The organism is Acinetobacter sp. CY05 (assembly GCF_059515805.1).
In genome coordinates this window covers 31,178-49,271 of sequence record NZ_JCAKMW010000016.1, presented here as the reverse complement: position 1 = coordinate 49,271, position 18,094 = coordinate 31,178, and the positions used below count along the sequence as shown (strand labels likewise).

General features: G+C 40.9%; 22 protein-coding genes. 7 read left to right on the top strand and 15 right to left on the bottom strand.

Going from position 1 to position 18,094, the window contains the following annotated elements; genetic code table 11:
- Positions 1-6: 6 nt before the first annotated feature.
- Both AC5YCD_RS11765 and ubiG read right to left on the bottom strand, forming a co-directional pair.
- Complete coding sequence (locus AC5YCD_RS11765) at positions 7-687, bottom strand: HAD family hydrolase (protein ID WP_496130205.1); 681 nt, start codon at positions 685-687, stop codon at positions 7-9.
- Entirely contained in the window at positions 688-1,401 is a 714-nt protein-coding gene (ubiG, locus tag AC5YCD_RS11760) for a bifunctional 2-polyprenyl-6-hydroxyphenol methylase/3-demethylubiquinol 3-O-methyltransferase UbiG (protein ID WP_496130204.1), read from the bottom strand.
- Positions 1,402-1,572: 171 nt separating this feature from the next.
- Between ubiG and AC5YCD_RS11755 the strand changes: the two genes are divergently transcribed.
- Positions 1,573-2,190: a thiol:disulfide interchange protein DsbA/DsbL gene (locus AC5YCD_RS11755; RefSeq protein ID WP_122900782.1), complete on the top strand. Its 618-nt coding sequence runs from the start codon at positions 1,573-1,575 to the stop codon at positions 2,188-2,190.
- A 37-nt stretch (positions 2,191-2,227) separates the two neighbouring features.
- Here AC5YCD_RS11755 and AC5YCD_RS11750 read toward each other — a convergent pair whose 3' ends face one another.
- Positions 2,228-2,860, bottom strand: coding sequence for a TetR family transcriptional regulator (locus AC5YCD_RS11750; RefSeq protein WP_496130203.1), 633 nt, complete (start codon positions 2,858-2,860; stop codon positions 2,228-2,230).
- Positions 2,861-2,985: 125 nt separating this feature from the next.
- Here AC5YCD_RS11750 and rph point away from each other — a divergent pair, with 125 nt between their 5' ends.
- Both rph and AC5YCD_RS11740 read left to right on the top strand, forming a co-directional pair.
- Positions 2,986-3,702: a ribonuclease PH gene (rph, locus tag AC5YCD_RS11745; RefSeq protein WP_496130227.1), complete on the top strand. Its 717-nt coding sequence runs from the start codon at positions 2,986-2,988 to the stop codon at positions 3,700-3,702.
- 122 nt (positions 3,703-3,824) lie between these two features.
- The gene (locus AC5YCD_RS11740) at positions 3,825-4,028 is read left to right on the top strand and encodes a hypothetical protein (RefSeq protein ID WP_496130202.1); all 204 of its coding nucleotides are present in this window, start codon (positions 3,825-3,827) and stop codon (positions 4,026-4,028) included.
- Between the two features lie 41 nt (positions 4,029-4,069).
- Here the strand turns inward: AC5YCD_RS11740 and nadC are convergent, their stop codons facing one another.
- The gene (gene nadC / locus AC5YCD_RS11735) at positions 4,070-4,915 is read right to left on the bottom strand and encodes a carboxylating nicotinate-nucleotide diphosphorylase (protein WP_496130201.1); all 846 of its coding nucleotides are present in this window, start codon (positions 4,913-4,915) and stop codon (positions 4,070-4,072) included.
- A gap of 172 nt (positions 4,916-5,087) precedes the next feature.
- Between nadC and ampD the strand changes: the two genes are divergently transcribed.
- The gene (ampD, locus tag AC5YCD_RS11730; protein ID WP_496130200.1) at positions 5,088-5,678 is read left to right on the top strand and encodes a 1,6-anhydro-N-acetylmuramyl-L-alanine amidase AmpD; all 591 of its coding nucleotides are present in this window, start codon (positions 5,088-5,090) and stop codon (positions 5,676-5,678) included.
- A gap of 69 nt (positions 5,679-5,747) precedes the next feature.
- Positions 5,748-7,289, top strand: a complete 1,542-nt coding sequence (murJ, locus tag AC5YCD_RS11725; RefSeq protein ID WP_496130199.1) for a murein biosynthesis integral membrane protein MurJ — start codon at positions 5,748-5,750, stop codon at positions 7,287-7,289.
- Positions 7,290-7,319: 30 nt separating this feature from the next.
- Here murJ and AC5YCD_RS11720 read toward each other — a convergent pair whose 3' ends face one another.
- From AC5YCD_RS11720 to AC5YCD_RS11680, 9 genes are all read right to left on the bottom strand, one after another.
- Positions 7,320-8,012 carry an FKBP-type peptidyl-prolyl cis-trans isomerase gene (locus AC5YCD_RS11720; RefSeq protein ID WP_496130198.1) on the bottom strand — a complete coding sequence of 231 codons (693 nt, stop codon included), beginning with the start codon at positions 8,010-8,012 and terminating at the stop codon, positions 7,320-7,322.
- Positions 8,013-8,072: 60 nt separating this feature from the next.
- Positions 8,073-8,777, bottom strand: a complete 705-nt coding sequence (gene bamJ, locus AC5YCD_RS11715) for a BamJ family beta-barrel-assembly machinery protein (protein ID WP_496130197.1) — start codon at positions 8,775-8,777, stop codon at positions 8,073-8,075.
- Positions 8,778-8,955: 178 nt separating this feature from the next.
- Entirely contained in the window at positions 8,956-9,531 is a 576-nt protein-coding gene (locus tag AC5YCD_RS11710) for a DNA-3-methyladenine glycosylase I (protein WP_496130196.1), read from the bottom strand.
- A 24-nt stretch (positions 9,532-9,555) separates the two neighbouring features.
- Positions 9,556-9,801: a hypothetical protein gene (locus tag AC5YCD_RS11705; RefSeq protein ID WP_496130195.1), complete on the bottom strand. Its 246-nt coding sequence runs from the start codon at positions 9,799-9,801 to the stop codon at positions 9,556-9,558.
- A gap of 15 nt (positions 9,802-9,816) precedes the next feature.
- Positions 9,817-10,347, bottom strand: a complete 531-nt coding sequence (locus AC5YCD_RS11700) for a M23 family metallopeptidase (protein WP_496130194.1) — start codon at positions 10,345-10,347, stop codon at positions 9,817-9,819.
- 39 nt (positions 10,348-10,386) lie between these two features.
- Positions 10,387-11,421, bottom strand: coding sequence for an A/G-specific adenine glycosylase (gene mutY / locus AC5YCD_RS11695; RefSeq protein ID WP_496130193.1), 1,035 nt, complete (start codon positions 11,419-11,421; stop codon positions 10,387-10,389).
- Between the two features lie 95 nt (positions 11,422-11,516).
- On the bottom strand, positions 11,517-11,870 hold the full coding sequence (locus tag AC5YCD_RS11690; RefSeq protein ID WP_496130192.1) for an HIT family protein: 354 nt from the start codon (positions 11,868-11,870) through the stop codon (positions 11,517-11,519).
- Positions 11,871-11,898: 28 nt separating this feature from the next.
- The gene (locus AC5YCD_RS11685; protein WP_496130191.1) at positions 11,899-12,636 is read right to left on the bottom strand and encodes a dienelactone hydrolase family protein; all 738 of its coding nucleotides are present in this window, start codon (positions 12,634-12,636) and stop codon (positions 11,899-11,901) included.
- 100 nt (positions 12,637-12,736) lie between these two features.
- Positions 12,737-12,892: a DUF1328 domain-containing protein gene (locus AC5YCD_RS11680; protein WP_122900757.1), complete on the bottom strand. Its 156-nt coding sequence runs from the start codon at positions 12,890-12,892 to the stop codon at positions 12,737-12,739.
- A gap of 190 nt (positions 12,893-13,082) precedes the next feature.
- Between AC5YCD_RS11680 and AC5YCD_RS11675 the strand changes: the two genes are divergently transcribed.
- The gene (locus tag AC5YCD_RS11675; protein WP_496130190.1) at positions 13,083-13,535 is read left to right on the top strand and encodes a YcgN family cysteine cluster protein; all 453 of its coding nucleotides are present in this window, start codon (positions 13,083-13,085) and stop codon (positions 13,533-13,535) included.
- On the opposite strand, the gene AC5YCD_RS11670 is transcribed toward AC5YCD_RS11675, so the two are convergent.
- Positions 13,532-15,571: a sensor domain-containing protein gene (locus AC5YCD_RS11670; protein ID WP_496130189.1), complete on the bottom strand. Its 2,040-nt coding sequence runs from the start codon at positions 15,569-15,571 to the stop codon at positions 13,532-13,534. The two genes, AC5YCD_RS11675 and AC5YCD_RS11670, sit on opposite strands and share 4 nt — an antisense overlap.
- A 323-nt stretch (positions 15,572-15,894) precedes the next feature.
- Here AC5YCD_RS11670 and AC5YCD_RS11665 point away from each other — a divergent pair, with 323 nt between their 5' ends.
- A complete protein-coding gene (locus AC5YCD_RS11665) occupies positions 15,895-17,166 on the top strand; it encodes a replication-associated recombination protein A (RefSeq protein WP_496130188.1) in 1,272 nt (423 codons plus the stop codon).
- 202 nt (positions 17,167-17,368) lie between these two features.
- Here the strand turns inward: AC5YCD_RS11665 and purC are convergent, their stop codons facing one another.
- On the bottom strand, positions 17,369-18,088 hold the full coding sequence (purC, locus tag AC5YCD_RS11660; RefSeq protein ID WP_496130187.1) for a phosphoribosylaminoimidazolesuccinocarboxamide synthase: 720 nt from the start codon (positions 18,086-18,088) through the stop codon (positions 17,369-17,371).
- Positions 18,089-18,094: the final 6 nt, after the last annotated feature.

Below are 18,094 nucleotides of genomic sequence, written 5' to 3'. Positions count from 1 at the left end.
CTATTATTAAGTATGCGTTGTTAACACCAATTGGCGGATCTGTTGCTGTAATTCAGCAACATTGTTCACTATACAGTCTGCTTGCCAAGCTGTTAAGTCATCTTTGTGCGCCAATGGTAAATAGCCATAAGCTGCTAAAATGGTGTACATCTGGGCCGCACGTCCTGCATCAATATCACGCGGATGATCACCGACATAGATACACTCTTCAGGCGCAATCGCAATCTGCTTGGCAGCTAAATACATCGGTTCCGGATCAGGTTTGGTATTGCTTACATCTTCAGGACAGACCAATACACTGCAACGCGCAGTCAGATTTAAGGCTTTGAGTAGAGCTTCACTTAACCAACGAGGTTTATTGGTGACAATCCCCCAAGGAATTTGTGCCGCTTCTAACTCCTCTAACAGCGGATACATGCCCTCAAATAGGTCAGTATCTATAGCAATATCAGCGCCATAAATGTCTAAAAAACGCTGCCGATGTGCCAAAAATACTTCATCAGTCACGTCAAGCTCTGGATAAACCAACTTCACCATCGCGCGTGCGCCTTCAGAAACTTGAGTGCGAATTAAATCGCCAGCGACAATCTCGCAGCCTTTTTCACGGCACATCGCTTGAATAATACGAATAAAGTCGGCTGCGGTATCAATCAAAGTACCGTCTAAATCAAATAAAACCGCTTTCATTTAGGCTTCTTCTTTTACCGTATACACCATATAGTTCACATCTACATTCGATGCTAACCAATAGTTTTTGGTCAGTGGGTTATAATGCAAACCAGTCATATCTTTAAGTTTCAAATTGGCAGCTCGAATGTCACGTGCCAGTTCTGAGGGCTTAATAAATTTACTGTAATCATGTGTGCCTTTCGCCAGCATACGTAAAATATATTCAGCACCAATAATGGCAAATAAATACGATTTTGGATTACGGTTGATGGTTGAGAAGAACACATGACCGCCCGGCTTAACCAATTTTTGACAAGCTAAAATAATGGATGCTGGATCTGGAACATGTTCTAGCATTTCCATACATGTAACCACGTCATATTGACCAGCTTGCTCTTCAGCCAGTTGTTCTACCGGTACTTGGCGATATTCAATATTGCTGACATTTTCCTGTTCGGCATGTAAACGCGCCACATTTAGTGGTGCTTCACCCATATCAATACCTAATACATTAGCGCCACGACGCGCCATGCTTTCCGCCAAAATACCGCCACCACAGCCAACATCGAGCACTTTTTTGCCACTTAAACCGCCTGAGTGTTCATCAATCCAATTGAGACGTAATGGGTTAATCATATGCAGCGGGCGGAACTCAGAATGCTGATCCCACCATATAGCTGCGAATGCTTCAAATTTAGCAATTTCTTGCGGGTCAACATTCAGTTGCGACATGGGTGCCACCTCAATTTAAGTCTTTATAATTTAAACAATCTAGTGTAGCGACTATTTGGAAAAAAGCGATAAAAGCACTAAAAAACTTCACACAATCAAAACTAAATTTGCATAATTGTTTTATAGTATTTGCATAAACTAAGCAGAATTATTTCGAGGATAAATAACTCAATGAAAAAATTTATTTTAGGCAGTATTGCTACAGCAATGTTTGCCATTTCAGGCAGTGCAATGGCTGCTAATTTTGTCGCGGGGAAAGACTATACAGTCGTGCCAAATCCGGGCGTAGTCGATGTAAAAGGTAAAATCGAAGTTCGTGAATTCTTCTGGTATGGCTGTGGTCACTGCTTTACCTTAGAACCACATATGCAAGCTTGGTTACGTAAATTACCCAAAGATGTGAACTTTGTGCGTACACCAGCAGCCATGAACCCAGTATGGGAGCAAAATGCGCGCGGTTATTATGTCGCAGAAGCACTGCAAATTCGTCGTAAAATTCATTTGCCTTTATTCCATGCGATTCATGATAAAGGTCAACAGATTTTTGACCAAAAGTCTCAAGCACAATTCTTTGTTAAATATGGCGTGCCTGAAGCGAAGTTTAACAGCTTGTATAACTCATTCCCAATTACTGCTAAGGTGAGCAAAGCCAATCAATTGGCCAAACATTACCAGTTAACTGGTGTACCAGCGGTAGTGGTGAATGGTAAATACATTGTCCAAGGTGATGATGGTAAAGTAGTTCAAGTGGTGAATTACTTAATTGAAAAAGAACGTAAAGCCAAATAAAGCCAAGCGCTAAAAAAAGCTACCTTAAGGTAGCTTTTTATTGCCAATTTTGAATACCACTATAAAGCAATTGAAGCTGTAATAAGGCTTTTTCTCTAAAGGCTTGTTCGGCAAGGTCTCGCTCGGGGGTATCTTCTTCATAACTAAGATCAAGCCATTGCATGGCCCAGCAAAAACTCAAATGAATAAACATTTCAGCAAAGATGTTTAAATTTTTACTGTCCTGAATATGTTTGAAATCTTGCATTTGTTGCATAGTACTTGCGGTGTATTCAACTAAAAATACCACTTCACGTTGCAGTGCTTTACGAATAACCACAGAGCCACTACTACGTTCATGAATAAAAAAAGACCAATAGGCAGGACGCTGTTTCACTGTTTCTAATAATAAGTCGAGACGTGCTTGATGCTCATGTGGATTTTGTAAAGCCAGCTTATAGATCTGACTAAAACTTCCCTTCAAGTAAATCGCCAAATGATCGATTAGCTCTAGACCCAGTTGATCCATATTTTGAAAATGACGATAAAAAGTGGCGGGTGCTAAATTCACCTCACCTGTGATTTCGCGCAAGCTCATACTACTGAAAGTACGACCGCGTTCGCTCAAGCTCAAAACGGCATTAATTAAAGCTTGATGCGTTTGTTGTTTTTGCTCGTCACGAATAGGCATCCACTTAACTCTACAAAATTTAAGCTTAGTCTAGCAAAAAACTGGAAATATTTTGCATCACAAACCGGCAGTTTTAATCTGTTATACTTAAGCGCTAAATTTTTATCCTTAGGACAGCTTCTATGATGCGTATCGACCAACGAACAGCAGATCAATTACGTGACGTTAAAATTACCCGTAACTATACACGTTACGCGGAAGGTTCAGTATTGGTTGAATTTGGTCATACAAAAGTCCTGTGTACTGCAAGTATTGATAATTCAGTACCACGCTTCTTAAAAGGTCAGGGACAAGGCTGGGTAACAGCTGAATACGGTATGTTGCCACGTTCAACCCACACGCGTAGTGACCGTGAAGCAGCACGTGGTAAACAAAGTGGTCGTACTCAAGAGATTCAACGTCTGATTGGTCGTAGCTTACGCGCCATGGTTGATCTTAAAAAGCTAGGTGAACATACGATTACCATCGATTGTGACGTAATTCAGGCTGATGGTGGTACACGTACGGCATCAATTACCGGTGCTGCAGTGGCTTTAATTGATGCAATGAATGTCTTGCTTGAGAAAAAACGCATTAAACAAGATCCACTAAAAGGTTTAGTTGCGGCAATTTCTGTCGGTATTTACCAAGATGAAGTGTTGCTTGATCTTTGCTATGAAGAAGATTCAAACTGTCAAACAGATTTAAACGTAGTCATGACGCAAGCTGGTGAATTTATTGAAATTCAAGGTACAGCAGAAGAAAAACCCTTTACACGTGCTCAATCGAATGCCATGTTAGAAATGGCTGAAAAAGGTATTCAAGAGCTAGTGAAAAAACAACAGCAGGCTTTAGGCTGGTAAGTTAAGCCGATAGCTTAAATCTTTTAAAACGCATCTTCGGATGCGTTTTTTTACATATTTATGCTTAGCATTTTTAAAAAATCTGCTCTAATAAAGTTAAATCACAATAAATAGTCACGCATATGAAAACCATTTTAATTGCTTTAATGGCCATAGCTTTGGCATTTAGTATGACTGCTTGCATGGATCGCAGTGAGGATCGCGATGATGAGCGCACCAGTAGCTTAAATGATCGTCAGGACCACGACCGTGATGATGACGATGATGACGATCGCCGTGATGGTGATCGGAAAGATCGAGATCGTGATGACGACGATGACGATTAAAAAAAGGGTGCTGAGAGCACCCTTTTGATTACAATACGTTTTTATGCATTAAAACGCATAGATAGATCAATGGCTTTGACATCTTTGGTCAGTACACCCATCGAAATATAATCTACGCCTGTACTGGCAACTTCACGTAAATTTTCAATGGTGATATTGCCCGAAGCTTCTAGCTTACAACGACCATTAACATGTTTAACGGCATCAATCATTTGTTGCTGACTAAAGTTGTCTAACATGACAATATCTGCTTGCGCAGCAAGGGCTTGATTGAGTTCGTCCCAAGTTTCAACTTCGACTTCTACTAATTTGCCTGGTGCAATTTGATGCGCTTGAGCAATCGCCTCTGTAATACCACCGGCTGCCATAATGTGATTTTCTTTAATCAAAAAGGCATCAAATAAACCTAAACGGTGGTTTTGACCACCGCCAATCGCCACAGCATATTTTTGCGCAATTCGTAAACCTGGTAAGGTTTTGCGGGTATCGAGTAATTTAGTATTTAAGCCATCGAGCTGTTTGACATAATGCGCAGTTTTGGTCGCTACAGCAGATAAGGTTTGTACAAAATTCAGCGCAGGGCGTTCAACCGTGAGTAAGCTACGCGCAGAGCCGGCTAAGGTTAAAAATACCTCATTGGCTGCAACTTTTTCGCCTTCTTGTTTCAGCCATGTCACTTGTACATTGGCATCGTAGGCTTGGATTAAAGCATCTACCCAAGGGCGACCAGCAAGAATCATGTCTTCACGGCTAATAATTGTTGCTGTAGCTTGTTCAGCTTCAGGCGTTAGAAGCGCAGTAATATCGCCACCACCAATATCTTCTTGTAAGGCTTGCTGAATGTTGACTTGAATCGCTTGTCGTAACAAAGATTGAGAGATGCTCATGCGAAGTTCCGTATCTTATAACGTCTATCAAAAATTGCGGCTTATATTAGCACTCTTCACTGAAAATGAATGATTTTTTGTACAATTTCTTTGTCATGTTTGAGATTTAAGTCAGAAAGTTTTAGCATGAGCACAGATTTTCTTTTCTTGATTTGGCTTTAAAGGACTTTATATGTCACAAGCTGTCAGTTTTGCTGTGCAACATGGTCAGCTCGTAGGCGCACGGCAAGTTCCTTCACCGAATTATAATCAACGCCCTGAAGGCACTGAAATTCAGTTGTTGGTGATTCATAATATTAGCTTGCCGCCCTCCCAATTTGGTGGGGGCTATATTGAACAATTCTTCCAAAACAAATTAGATTGGTCAGTGCATCCCTATTTTCAAAGCATTGAAGGTATGCAGGTTTCAGCGCATTTATTGATTTTGCGTACAGGTGAAGTACTACAATTTGTTAATTTTAATGATCGTGCGTGGCATGCAGGGCGTTCTAGTTATTTGGCCAAAGCAGAATGTAATGATTATTCAATTGGCATTGAGCTTGAAGGTTCGGATGATCAAGCCTTTACTGAGGCGCAATATCAGATCTTAGCTCAAGTCAGCCATGCTATTCGGTTAGCCTACCCAAAAATTGGCCCGCATATCGCAGGACATTCAGATATTGCCCCAAAACGTAAAACCGATCCAGGACCATATTTTGAGTGGCATAAGTTTCGCGAGTTATTAGCCAATCAAGTAACCAATGAATTGGCTGTGAATGACTGATTTTAACCATGCAATTTGAGCATGAGTTTCTTTACAATAGCCTTTCAATTTTATCACTAGGTGGTTCCGATGGCGCTGTGGCGATCGACCTTTATTGTTAGTGCAATGACCATGTTGTCGCGGGTGATGGGTCTAGTCCGTGATGTGGTATTGCTGGGTGTATTTGGTGCAGGCAAAGATTTTGACACCTTTGTTATTGCCTTTCGAATTCCTAACTTTTTTCGACGTTTATTTGCCGAAGGGGCATTTTCACAGGCCTTTATTCCGGTTTTAACTGAATATAAAACTACGCGTACCCATGCCGAAGTACAAATTTTAATTAGCCGAGTGTTTGGTTGCTTAGCCTCGGTCATGAGTTTGCTGACGATTTTTGCCATGGTGGCAGCACCTGCGATTATGTATGTCTATGCACCGGGTTTCCATGACGATCCTGCTAAATTTGCGCTAGCGACGGATATGTTCCGCCTGACGATTCCCTATTTACTGTTTATGTCATTAACCGCATTTGCCAGCAGTATCTTAAATAGTTATGGCTCATTTACCACGCCTGCTTTTGCACCGGTGCTGCTGAATTTGTCTATGATTGCCGGCGCGCTTTGGCTCACCCCCTATATGGCAACCCCAATTATGGCACTCGGTTGGGCCGTGATTGTGGCGGGCTTTTTGCAACTTGCGCTACAAATTCCGGAACTATGGCGTAAAAAATTACTTATTCCACCTAAAATTGACTTTAAACATGAAGGTGTTGAACGCATTTTAAAACTCATGCTGCCAGCATTGTTTGGTGTATCTGTCACCCAAATTAACTTGTTGCTGAATTCGATTTGGGCATCATTTATGCAAGATGGTTCAGTGTCTTGGTTATATAGTGCTGAGCGTATGACGGAGTTACCCCTAGGTTTAATTGGTGTTGCGATTGGTACGGTGATTTTACCGGCTTTATCTGCGCGTCATGCCGAGCAAGACCAAACCAAATACCGCAACATGATGGATTGGGCTGCGAAAATTATTGTGCTTGCTGGTGTACCGGCCAGTATTGCTTTATTTATGCTGTCAACGCCAATTATTCAAACCTTATTCCAGCGCGGGCAATTTACTTTACAAGATACCCAAATGACTGCTTTGGCGCTGCAATGTATGAGCGCAGGTGTACTGTCATTTATGTTAATTAAAGTTTTTGCACCAGGTTTTTATGCGCAGCAAGATACCAAAACGCCAGTACGTGTAGGTCTAATTACGGTGGCTACCAACGCGGTATTAAACGTGGTATTTATTGGCTTATTTAAGTTTATGGGCTGGCAAGAAGAGCATATGGCTTTAGCCTTAGCTTCTTCAGGTTCGGCTTTAGTCAATGCCGGTTTATTGTATTTCTTTTTACATAAGCGCGATATTTTCCGCTTTGGTGCACATTGGAAAAAATTAACCCTGCAATTTGTGATTGCCAATATCGCGATGATTTTAGCGCTGAGCTATGCCCTAACTTGGTATAACGGTGATGTATCGGAATGGCTGCGTGTTGTGCAAGTGATTATTCTATGTGCAGTAGGTGCTATAGCCTATGCTGCAGGCTTATTGATCAGTGGGGTACGTCCACGCCACTTACGTCCATAAACTAAAAAGACCGCTGAGGCGGTCTTTTTTTTAATCTAAAATTTCCAGTAATTCAATATCAAAAATTAAAGTACTGTTGGGTCCAATCACATCGCCTGAACCAATATCGCCATAGGCAAGTTTGGCCGGAATAAAGAAGCGATATTGACTGCCCACTGGCATGAGTTGTACGCCTTCAGTCCAACCAGGAATGACCTGTGAAAGCTTAAACTCGGCTGGCTGTTGACGGGCAATAGAGCTGTCAAAAATGGTGTTATCGAGTAAGCGACCTTCATAATGTACGCGTACAGTCGATGATGCTTTAGGCTTTTGACCCTGAGCACTTTTCAGGACTTGATACTGTAAACCGGATTGGGTGACTTTCACATGGGCTGCTTTGGCATTTTGCGCAAGGAAGTTTTGTCCCGCTTGTAAATTTTTGGCAGCTTGCTGTTGGAATTCGACCAAAGCTTTACTTTCTGTTTGCTGGCGATATTGGCTTAATGCTGTTCCCATTTCGGCTGGGGTTAAACTTGGTTTTTTACCGGCAATGGCAGCTTTAAAACCATTTAAAAAGGCGTCAATATCAACGTCTTTAAATACGTCGCCATTATTGCTGGCCATGTTATAGCCAAGACTATAACCAACTTGTTTTTCTAAGCTACTTTTAGGACTAATATCAGCGGCAAAGCTAGGGATGCTCACAACAGCGCTGAGCAAAGCTATGGATAAGATTTTTTTCATTGTTTTATCTCTAAATAAATTAAGGAGAGCGCTAGGCTCTCCTTAAGATGTTCAATTGAACTATTTCACTTCAATCAGTTCAACATCAAAAATTAGGGTACTGTTTGGCGGAATCATGCCTGAAGCACCTTGCTCGCCATAACCTAAGTTACTTGGAATATAAAGCGTGGCTTTAGAACCTTCTTTCATTAATTGTAGACCTTCAGTCCAGCCTGCAATCACTTGATTAAGCGGGAATTCAATCGGCTCGCCACGTTCAACTGAGCTGTCAAATACTGTACCGTCGACCAATTTACCCGTGTAATGTACCTTCACCACAGAGTTGGCAGTAGGTGATTTACCTGTACCTTCTTGGGTAATTTTGTACTGTAAACCTGAAGCTGTGGTTTGTACGCCTGGCTTGGTTTTATTTTCAGTTAAGAACGCATCGCTTGATGTTTTTGCTTCAGTTGACGCAGCCGCTTGCTGTTCTTGCATCTCTTTTTGGAATTGCTCGTAGGCTTGTTGTAATTGTTCTTCTGTGTATGCCGGTTGAGTACGGGCATGACCATCACGAATACCTGCAACAAAGCTATTTACATCCAACTCAGGTGGAGTTTGATGGGCAACTTCATAACCTAAAGCGTAGCTAATTTTAGCAATCGGTTTAGCATTAGGGTCGGCTTTAGCGCTTAAAGTCGCTGGATTTTGTGATGCATAGTAAACAGGTACTAGAGCAGCACCGCCTAAAAGCACTGCAACAGCGATGGGTAAGGCTTTACTCATAAGTTTTCTCAAAAATTCTCAAGATCAATACGCCTTAATCAGCGTATTTTTATAACGTAACCTAAACAGGTTTACTGATTGAACAATAGCATTAAATATATGCTGATCAAATTAAATAAGCTAGAAGGTTCTGAAATTTAAACACATTTTTTATACATATTATTTTGAAATCAAACAATTAGCTAGATGGGTGCCGTGACGGATATTTAAAGTGACAGTCGTCGTCATGGTCATTTACCATCCCTACCGCCTGCATAAAAGCATAACAAATAGTCGGGCCAATAAATTTAAACCCATGGCGCTTTAATGCGTTTGACATTGCAACGCTGGCTTGCGTTTGCGTGACGACAGCTTGCTTGGGATTGACTGACTGATGAGTCGTGTGTTCAGCCGAAAACTGCCATAACCACTCAGGTAAAAAAAAGCCTTTTTTGGACATCGCTTGCCATGCAATGGCATTATCACGAATAGCCGTCAGCTTGGCCAAATGACGAATTAAATTTGGATCTTGTGATTTAATCGCTAATTCTTGATCTGAGATATTGGCAATATAAGCAATAGGATATTGAAAAAAATGCTGTCGATAGCTGCTACGTTTTTTAAGAACAGTAAGCCATGAAAGTCCCGCTTGTTGACCTTCTAGACACAGCATTTCAAATAGCAGTGGTTCTTGATGGACAGGATGTCCCCATTCAAAGTCATGATAATGTTGATATAAGGGGTCGGTGGAGCACCATGAACAGCGTTTTAACATAGTTGCTCCTCCCAAATGAGCCAACTAGAGTTTAAACTCAACCCACTGATCTTGTTGATTATCCCAAAACCATAGCTGAGCATGTTTTAAATCATTAAAGTCAATCCAAACATCTTTACCGGTTTTTTCGGCAAAACCTGTACTAATTTGTAATGCTTCGTCGCTAATTTCCATGATCCAGCCTTGGTAGCTTTGACCTGGCAATACAATTTTTTGTTGATTGCCTGACTCAGCAAACTCTACCAGACGATTGATCAACGCTTCTGACATGAAAACTTCCTAAAATTAACGTAAATACAAAAATGGATTAACCGCACCACGCCCTTTAGCGTCTAGATAAATGCCGTAATGCAAATGTGGGGCAGTATCTTTGGCATTGCCTGTGTTACCTACAAAACCAATGTGTTCACCACGGCGAACATAATCACCAACTTTTAAGTCACGACGATGTCCATCTAAATGAGCATAGTAATGCCAACTCGAACTTGGTCCCAATATCCAAATTACTTTACCACCCAAATTGTTATTACGTAAGTCGGCAATTACGCCTTCAGTCGCACTGAACACTTTTGTGCCACGAGGTGCCATGATATCAATCCCTTCATGGCGACGTCCTTGGCCACGTGCAGCACCCCATGTATCACGTAGCTGCCCAATTTGCACCCCCATAACAGGAATAGGGAGTTTTTTTGGCAAAGGCGTATTTTTTAAGTATGCCGCTGGGTCATTAGGTATTGCAGGAGGAGTGGGCGGGCGAGTACTACAAGCCGCAAATAAAAGACTTAAAGCCAATATATCTAAGGTTTTATATAGCACAGCGCTTCCCTGATTATTATTTTGTCTATTCTGAATATGTCATAGATTTACTGCATTAATCAATTTCTTCATTGCAGTTGGAATACCCATTTCAGTGGCTGTTTCCGGCTTAAACCAATCACCACCTAACTCAATAGAAAGATGTTCGTGTTGATCAGCATCCACTTCAAAACATATTGCTTCAAGTTGCCAAGTGAAATGCGTAAAGCTATGGCTAATTTCGGTACGCTTGAGGACTTTTTTTAGACCCAGAGATTGGCATAACTGCTGAAACTGCTCTGGCTGTTCAATAATCGGCAAGCACCATAAACCACCCCATAAACCAGTATTGGGACGTTGCTGCCATAACCACTGGTGCTGATTTTTGAGTAATAAGACTTGTGCTGCTTTAACTGGTACTGGCTTCTTGGCTTTTTTAAATGGCAACTGTTGTTCCAAGCCTTGTTGATGTGCCTGACAATGCGCTTGCATTGGACAATATAAACAAAGCGGTTTTTTAGGTGTACATACAGTGGCACCTAGATCCATAATTGCTTGAGTATAATCATGATTTCTTGTGGTTGGGCACAATTGTTCAGCAAGTTGCCACATCTGACGTTCATGCACCGGCTTGGATAAATCATCTTCAATGGCAAAAAAGCGAGCTAGAACGCGTTTTACATTACCATCCATAATCACGCCATATTGACGTAAACCGAGTGACATTAACGCCCCAGCAGTAGAACGACCAATACCCGGTAGAGCAATCCATTCTTCTAAACTGTTTGGGAAATGCCCTTGGCTGGCCACAATGCCCGCAGCTTTATGTAAATTACGCGCCCGTGCGTAATAGCCTAAACCTGCCCAGTAGGGTGCCACATCATCCCAACTGGCGCTGCCTAAGTCTTGCACAGTTGGAAAGCGGTTCATAAAGCGATCAAAATATTGCAACACTGTTTTGACTTGAGTTTGTTGCAACATAATTTCTGATACCCAAACTTTGTAGGGATCATCTGCCACTTGCCACGGCAAATCGTGCCGGCCATGCACATCAAACCATGCTAATAAGGCATCAGAAAAACTAAATTGACTCATACTGGCTCAAGTTAAAAAATAGCCGCTAAGTATATCGCATAAAAAAAGATGATGCCGAAGCATCATCTGGTTTGCGTCAGATTAAGACGTTTGCTTTAAGCACTCATACCCCATCGCTCATCAAGCTGTAAAGGTTTACCTTGATAGCGTGGAATAATATGTACATGTAAATGTTCAGCTTGTTGCCCAAAGACCGCACCATCATTAAAACCCACATGAAAACCAGCCGGTTGATGACGTAACACCAATTCATTACGCGCTAGTTCTAACAATGACATTAAGCTCTTTCGCTCTTTGTCTGTTACTTCAAAAAAGGATGACACATGGCGTAATGGAATAATCACACAATGACCTGGTGAAAGAGGTTTCGGCTCGGGTAAAACAACCCCAAAGTCATTTTTTGCAATCACATCATAATCATCGAAGTCGCAATAGATACAATCTGTCATGGTGATTCTCCTTATATTGGTGTTGGTTTTAAGCTAAACGACGAGCGAGTAAAGCGTACATGGCAGCTAAACTTTCAGCTTCAGCTTGTGCGTTATAGCCTAAATCGACACCATTGGCTTTGGCGCGTTCATCTGCTTGCGGATTGCTAAAGCCATGTTTGGCATCTTCAAACACAATCACTTCATGCTCAACTTTAGCATTGTGCATTTCTGCTCTAAATTTTGCCACATCATCTAAAGTCACCATGCTATCGAGTTCGCCGTGCAAGACTAAAATTTCCGCTTGAACTTGACCTTCTTCGGCAGGGCTTTGTGCACCAAGTGCAGCATGGAACGTAGCAACAGCATGTACAGGTGCACCTGAGCGAGCTAAATCAAGCACCACTTTACCGCCATAACAAAAGCCAATTGCGCCAATTTTATCGGCATTGACTTCAGCTTGTGCGGCTAAAGTGTCGAGTGCCGCAGTTGCACGTTGCACAATGGTGTTAGGTTGAGCAAAGGTTTGTGTCATCCATTCATTGGCTTGATTTGCTGCTGTAGTTGATTTTTTATCGCCATACATATCAATGGCTAAAGCAGCATAACCTTGCTCGGCCAATTCACGTGCGCGTTGTTCGGTATAACTATCGCGTCCCCACCACTCTGGTGCCACTAACACACCGGCAACATTTTGCGCATTTTCTGGAGCGGCAAAATAACCAATTAATTGGCTACCATCTGGCGCAGTATAGTTAATCTCACGTGTCTTGATCGTTAAAGCCATGAAAGTTTTCCTTTTTTCTATATCTTTAACTTTAGTTGTACAACATTACACAAAAAAAAAGAAGAAGCAGGCTTCTTCTTTTTTATACTGATTTTGTTGCTTAGACCTTGCGGGAAAAGAAACCAACAATAGCCAAAATTACAGCTACTACCAATAGAATCACGGCAAAATCTTTAGATAAACCGGCAACACCACCAAAGCCAAGCAAGCTGGCAATTAAAGCGATGACGGCAAAAATAATCGCCCAACGAAACATATCTTTTTCCCTCATGTTGTTGTTATCAGATATTTAGTATAGAGAGGCAAACCCGGCTGCATTGTTAGGCTTTTGTTGATTAAATGTTCGATTTACAGGCTTTTTCAAGTTTATTTGCTGCCAATGTAAAGCAATAACTTTATAAGGGATACTGTTATAATAGCATCTACTTTATTCATTTTTTACTTCTATGAGCACTCAACTGCGTCCAGAGTTTTGGAAAAATTATAGCCTTGAGCAACTAAATCCTGCTGAATGGGAAGCGCTGTGTGATGGCTGTGGTTTATGCTGCTTAATTAAATTAGAAGATGAAGAAAGCAATGAGGTGGCCTACACCAAAGTCGCGTGTAAACTACTCGACTGTAGTACAGGGCATTGTAGTGATTATGCAGATCGTTTGAACTATGTGCCAGATTGTATTCAATTAACACCTGAAAAATTACAGCACATCAATTGGTTACCGAGTAGCTGTGCTTATCGGCGTTTAAACGAAAATAAGCCTTTACCTAGCTGGCATTATCTAAAAACTGGTTCGCGTGATAATGTCATTAAGGCGCGTAAATCAGTTGCTGGACGTTGTATTTCAGAACTTGATATAGATGAAGATGAGATTGATGAATATATTGTGCGTTGGGTACGCTAAGGAGCACGCATTATTTTTTCAATGTCTTGAATGGGCATCGGTCTATAAAAATAGAAGCCTTGTCCGGTGGCACATTGGCACTCTTGTAAGGTGCTAACATGTTCAAGCGCTTCAATTCCTTCAGCTAAAATTTCAATTTTAAGTTTTGGGCCAAGCTGAGCAATGGCACTCACAATGGCTAAAATAGCTGGATCGGCATGCATCTTTTCAATAAAACTACGATCAATTTTTAAAATATCAATGGGGTAGTCTTTTAAGCGTGTCAGCGATGAATGACCGGTACCAAAGTCATCTAGTGCAATGCGAATCCCTACCTGTTTAAGCTGTTCTAAAGCACGTAATACATAAGCTGCGCCACGTACTTCTAAGCTTTGCTCAGTAATTTCAATTTCAATCAGGCGTGGATCAATGTCATATTCAGCTAGGCGACTTAAAAGTGATTCTGCATAATTATCGCGTAAGAATTCAACAGGCGCGGCATTAATAGCCACAGGATGTAAAGCAATATTATGACGCAGACAATGCTTTACATCGCTAAACACTTTGCGCTGCATGGTTTCGCTTAAGCGTGTGGCTAACTCATAGTCTTGAAATGCTTCTTCTATATGTGCTGGGGTATGCGTAGATTGTTTGTCATCATGCCAGCGCAAGAGTGCTTCAAAACCAATGATTTTACCTGTGTGTAGATTCACCTTGGGTTGATAATACGGCACAATAGCGTCATTACGTAAAATCTCACGTGCTAAATTAAGCTGCTGTGCGGTATGTTGTAAGCTATGTAACATATGTTCATTAAATAGCAAAATACCACCACGGCCACTTTGCTTTAAATCATTTAAAGCGGTATCCGCACAACGAACTAAATGACATAAAGTACTGGCATCTTCTGGATAGCTGGCACAGCCAATACTGATGCCACCATTAATATATTGCCCTGCATAATAAATAGGGGCATCTAATTGTGCTGCAGCGCGCTGTGCATAATGAATTAAATCTTGTTTAGACGGCAATTCAGGAATAATCAGAGCAAATTCGTCATTACCAAAGCGAGATACAATCAAAGGCTTGGGAAAAGCTTTTCTTAGGCGATATGCAAACACTTTAAGCAGATGATCACCTGCCAAATGCCCAAGTGTGTCATTTAAATTTTTAAAATAATCCAAATCCAACATAATCAGTCCCACAGAAGTGGCATTCATATGGGCTTGATTAAGTGTATTTTCTAATAAACTATTAAATGCTCTACGATTATAAAGCTTGGTGAGATCATCAAAAGTATAGGCATCTTCGAGACGTTTTTCAGTCAAGGTCTGCTGACTCATATCACGAGAAATACATAATATTTCTTTCACCTGACCATCTTCATTGAGCATGGGCGTGAGCAAATTATCCCAATAATAAGGTGCACGACCAAAACGTTGCGTTATAGTGGAAAAACGTGCCTGATAACCTTTTTGTGCTTGAGAGAGGGCTCTTTTGGCTTGCGGCTGAATCTCTTGATCAAGAAGGTTTAACCAAGATAAATTAGATGTTTCTTGATGGGGCATAAGTAAAGCTTCACGCCCAAAGCGATTGATATAATTTAAACGTCCATCTGGGCTAAGCACCTTAATGCAATCAGCACTACTATCTAGGCATTTTTGTTGAGCAATTAATTGCTGTTGTTGTTGTTCTTTTTGCACGATATATTCATGAATATTATCACAACTAATGATCCACTCTAAATCCTGATGTGGGTGTAATTTCACATGAATTTTAAACCATTGATAAGAGTTTTCAATATGGCGAATACGGCACTCACAATCAAAATCTTGATCTAAGAGATGAGATTGCTGCCATAGGCAACGTAAATTTTGCTGATCCTCAGGATGAACAAAATTTTCCCAATTATCATTAGACAACAGATCGACGTCTTGGCCTATATATTGGTAAAGTGTTTGATTACAAAAGTTTTTTTGCGATTTAGTTTTTATCCAAAGCATTTGCGGGACTAAATCTAAGGTTTGTAACATACGCTGCAGTTGATTTTGTAACACATGTAAAGAAGCTTGAGGCTTTGCTGTGAAATCCTGAGAGGGAGAGAGAGCACGCTTGTTAGTGAGCGAGGATTTCATTTTTTTGTTGGTTACACTCTTAAAAAATGGCAAAAATTTGATCACAATATGGACCAAAGTATAACAATAAATGGTTAAATTCTAAATATTGGTATGCTGCTTTTTTACGTATAGCTAACAAAAAAAATCTTATTTTATGATCATAAAATTAAAGTGTTTATCTGATTTATGCGCAATGTAATTTATAGCTATGTATTGAGCTAACATAGTAGACTTTAGCTTAAGTCTACTACAACAATATTGCTATGTCTGACCATATTATTCCTTTACCTGAACGCTTAAGACCACGTGATTTGTCGCAAATTATTGGACAGGATCATTTACTCGCTGAGCATGCGCCACTAAGACAAATGATTGATCAGGGGCATTTACCTTCAATTATTTTTTGGGGCCCACCCGGAGTGGGTAAAACCACCATTGCTTTGTTGTTGGCTCAAGCAGTAGATCGTCCTTTTATTAGTTTATCTGCTCTAAATACTGGGGTTAAAGAATTAAGAGAAGTCATTGCTGATAGTAATGATTTAAGCACTCCTGTGGTGTTTATTGATGAGATTCATCGTTTTAATAAGTCACAACAAGATGCACTTTTGGGCGCGGTTGAAAAAGGTAAGATTACCTTAATTGGTGCAACTACCGAAAATCCGTCTTTTGAAGTGAATAATGCATTATTGTCGCGCTGTCAGGTATACCGGTTAAATAGTTTAGATGACACAGCTATTGAAAACTTGTTACGTCATGCCATTCGTTGTGATGAGTTTCTAAAACAGCGTTTGATTAAAATCGGGGAATTGGATGCCCTGATTCAATTTGCTGCAGGTGATGCACGTAAGGCATTAAATTTACTGGATTTGATTGCTAGCACTTTTGAGCCTGATGTTGAAAATATAATTGATAATGCTGTAGTGATTCGCGTCGCCCAGCAAAATATTGCCCGTTATGATAAGTCGGGTGAGCAGCATTACGATTTGGTGTCCGCCTTAATTAAGTCGATTCGGGGGAGTGATCCTGATGCGAGTCTGTATTGGCTTGCGCGTATGTTAAAAGGCGGTGAAGACCCTGTGTTTATTGCCCGTCGTATGTTGATTGCCGCATCCGAAGATATTGGTAACTCTAATCCAAATGCATTGTTATTGGCCGGTGAGTGTTTCCGTTCGGTGCAGGTCATTGGTATGCCTGAAGCCAGAATTATTTTAGGCCAAACTGTGGTCTATTTAGCCACCAGTGCGAAAAGTAATAGTACCTATTTAGCGATTAATCGTGCGATGGAGTTAGCTGAAAAAACTGCAAACTTAGCTGTGCCGTTGCATTTGCGCAATGCACCAACCAAACTGATGCAAGATGAAGGTTATGGCATCAATTATTTATATCCGCATGACTACCCTGAACATTTTGTCACACAGGACTATTTGCCGCCTGAGTTAAAAGGCACTAAGTTATATCAATCAGCACGTAATAAACGTGAAGTAGAAGCAGAGCGTTTGCAACAGCGCCGCTGGAGCGAAGAACAACAACAATAGAAAACTTAGGTGACACGGATGTCCAAGAACCGCACAGGTATGTCCTGTTTTAGTGTGATAACGCGTTTAATTTTACTTTTTGTGATCTGTTTATGGATTGCGATTTTATATGGTAAGTATGTTGGTTATCAGCCAGGAACGGTGTTTTTATAATCAAAAAAACCGAAGCCAAAGCTTCGGTTTTTTTAGTAAAACTTAATAATTAGATGTCAGATAAGTCGATACCAATACGAGTTGCAACTTCTTCATAAGCTTCAACCACACCGCCTAGGCCTTGACGGAAACGGTCTTTATCTAATTTTTTCTTGGTGTCTTTGTCCCATAAACGGCAGCCGTCTGGAGAGAATTCATCACCAAGAACAATACGGTCGTGGAACACACCAAATTCAAGTTTAAAGTCTACAAGTAGCATATTGCCTTCAGCAAATAATGCTTTAAGTACTTCATTGACTTGATAAGTCAGTTCTTTCATGCGTGCAAGTTGTTCTGCAGTTGCCCAACCCAATGCAATGGCTTGTGATTCATTCACCATTGGATCGCCAAGCGCATCGTCTTTAAAGAACAATTCGAAAGTTGGTGGAGTTAACTCTTTACCTTCTTCTACGCCTAAACGACGGCATAGAGAACCTGCTGCATAGTTACGAATTACACATTCCACAGGGATCATGTCTAACTTTTTCACTAAAACTTCAGTTGGAGTTAGAAGTTTTTCAAAGTGAGTTTCAATGCCGGCAGCAGCAAGTTTTTCCATGATAAAGGCGTTAAAACGGTTGTTCACCTTACCTTTACGCGCGAGCTGTTCAATCTTTTCACCATTGAATGCCGAAGCATCATCGCGGAAGACTAATACTAAATGATCTGCACTATCTGTTTCATAAACAGATTTAGCTTTACCAGTATAGAGCAAGGTTTGTTTTAACATGAGGGG

Coding starts and splice junctions, on each gene's coding strand:
- AC5YCD_RS11685 (WP_496130191.1), bottom strand. CDS start 12,636: ATGGCTTTAACGATCAAGACACGTGAGATTAACTATACTGCGCCAGAT.
- ampD (WP_496130200.1), top strand. CDS start 5,088: ATGTCACAAGCTGTCAGTTTTGCTGTGCAACATGGTCAGCTCGTAGGC.
- rph (WP_496130227.1), top strand. CDS start 2,986: ATGCGTATCGACCAACGAACAGCAGATCAATTACGTGACGTTAAAATT.
- AC5YCD_RS11675 (WP_496130190.1), top strand. CDS start 13,083: ATGAGCACTCAACTGCGTCCAGAGTTTTGGAAAAATTATAGCCTTGAG.
- murJ (WP_496130199.1), top strand. CDS start 5,748: ATGGCGCTGTGGCGATCGACCTTTATTGTTAGTGCAATGACCATGTTG.
- AC5YCD_RS11740 (WP_496130202.1), top strand. CDS start 3,825: ATGAAAACCATTTTAATTGCTTTAATGGCCATAGCTTTGGCATTTAGT.
- purC (WP_496130187.1), bottom strand. CDS start 18,088: ATGTTAAAACAAACCTTGCTCTATACTGGTAAAGCTAAATCTGTTTAT.
- nadC (WP_496130201.1), bottom strand. CDS start 4,915: ATGAGCATCTCTCAATCTTTGTTACGACAAGCGATTCAAGTCAACATT.
- ubiG (WP_496130204.1), bottom strand. CDS start 1,401: ATGTCGCAACTGAATGTTGACCCGCAAGAAATTGCTAAATTTGAAGCA.
- AC5YCD_RS11665 (WP_496130188.1), top strand. CDS start 15,895: ATGTCTGACCATATTATTCCTTTACCTGAACGCTTAAGACCACGTGAT.
- AC5YCD_RS11755 (WP_122900782.1), top strand. CDS start 1,573: ATGAAAAAATTTATTTTAGGCAGTATTGCTACAGCAATGTTTGCCATT.
- AC5YCD_RS11720 (WP_496130198.1), bottom strand. CDS start 8,012: ATGAAAAAAATCTTATCCATAGCTTTGCTCAGCGCTGTTGTGAGCATC.
- AC5YCD_RS11690 (WP_496130192.1), bottom strand. CDS start 11,870: ATGACAGATTGTATCTATTGCGACTTCGATGATTATGATGTGATTGCA.
- AC5YCD_RS11750 (WP_496130203.1), bottom strand. CDS start 2,860: ATGCCTATTCGTGACGAGCAAAAACAACAAACGCATCAAGCTTTAATT.
- mutY (WP_496130193.1), bottom strand. CDS start 11,421: ATGAGTCAATTTAGTTTTTCTGATGCCTTATTAGCATGGTTTGATGTG.
- bamJ (WP_496130197.1), bottom strand. CDS start 8,777: ATGAGTAAAGCCTTACCCATCGCTGTTGCAGTGCTTTTAGGCGGTGCT.
- AC5YCD_RS11680 (WP_122900757.1), bottom strand. CDS start 12,892: ATGTTTCGTTGGGCGATTATTTTTGCCGTCATCGCTTTAATTGCCAGC.
- AC5YCD_RS11705 (WP_496130195.1), bottom strand. CDS start 9,801: ATGTCAGAAGCGTTGATCAATCGTCTGGTAGAGTTTGCTGAGTCAGGC.
- AC5YCD_RS11765 (WP_496130205.1), bottom strand. CDS start 687: ATGAAAGCGGTTTTATTTGATTTAGACGGTACTTTGATTGATACCGCA.
- AC5YCD_RS11710 (WP_496130196.1), bottom strand. CDS start 9,531: ATGTTAAAACGCTGTTCATGGTGCTCCACCGACCCCTTATATCAACAT.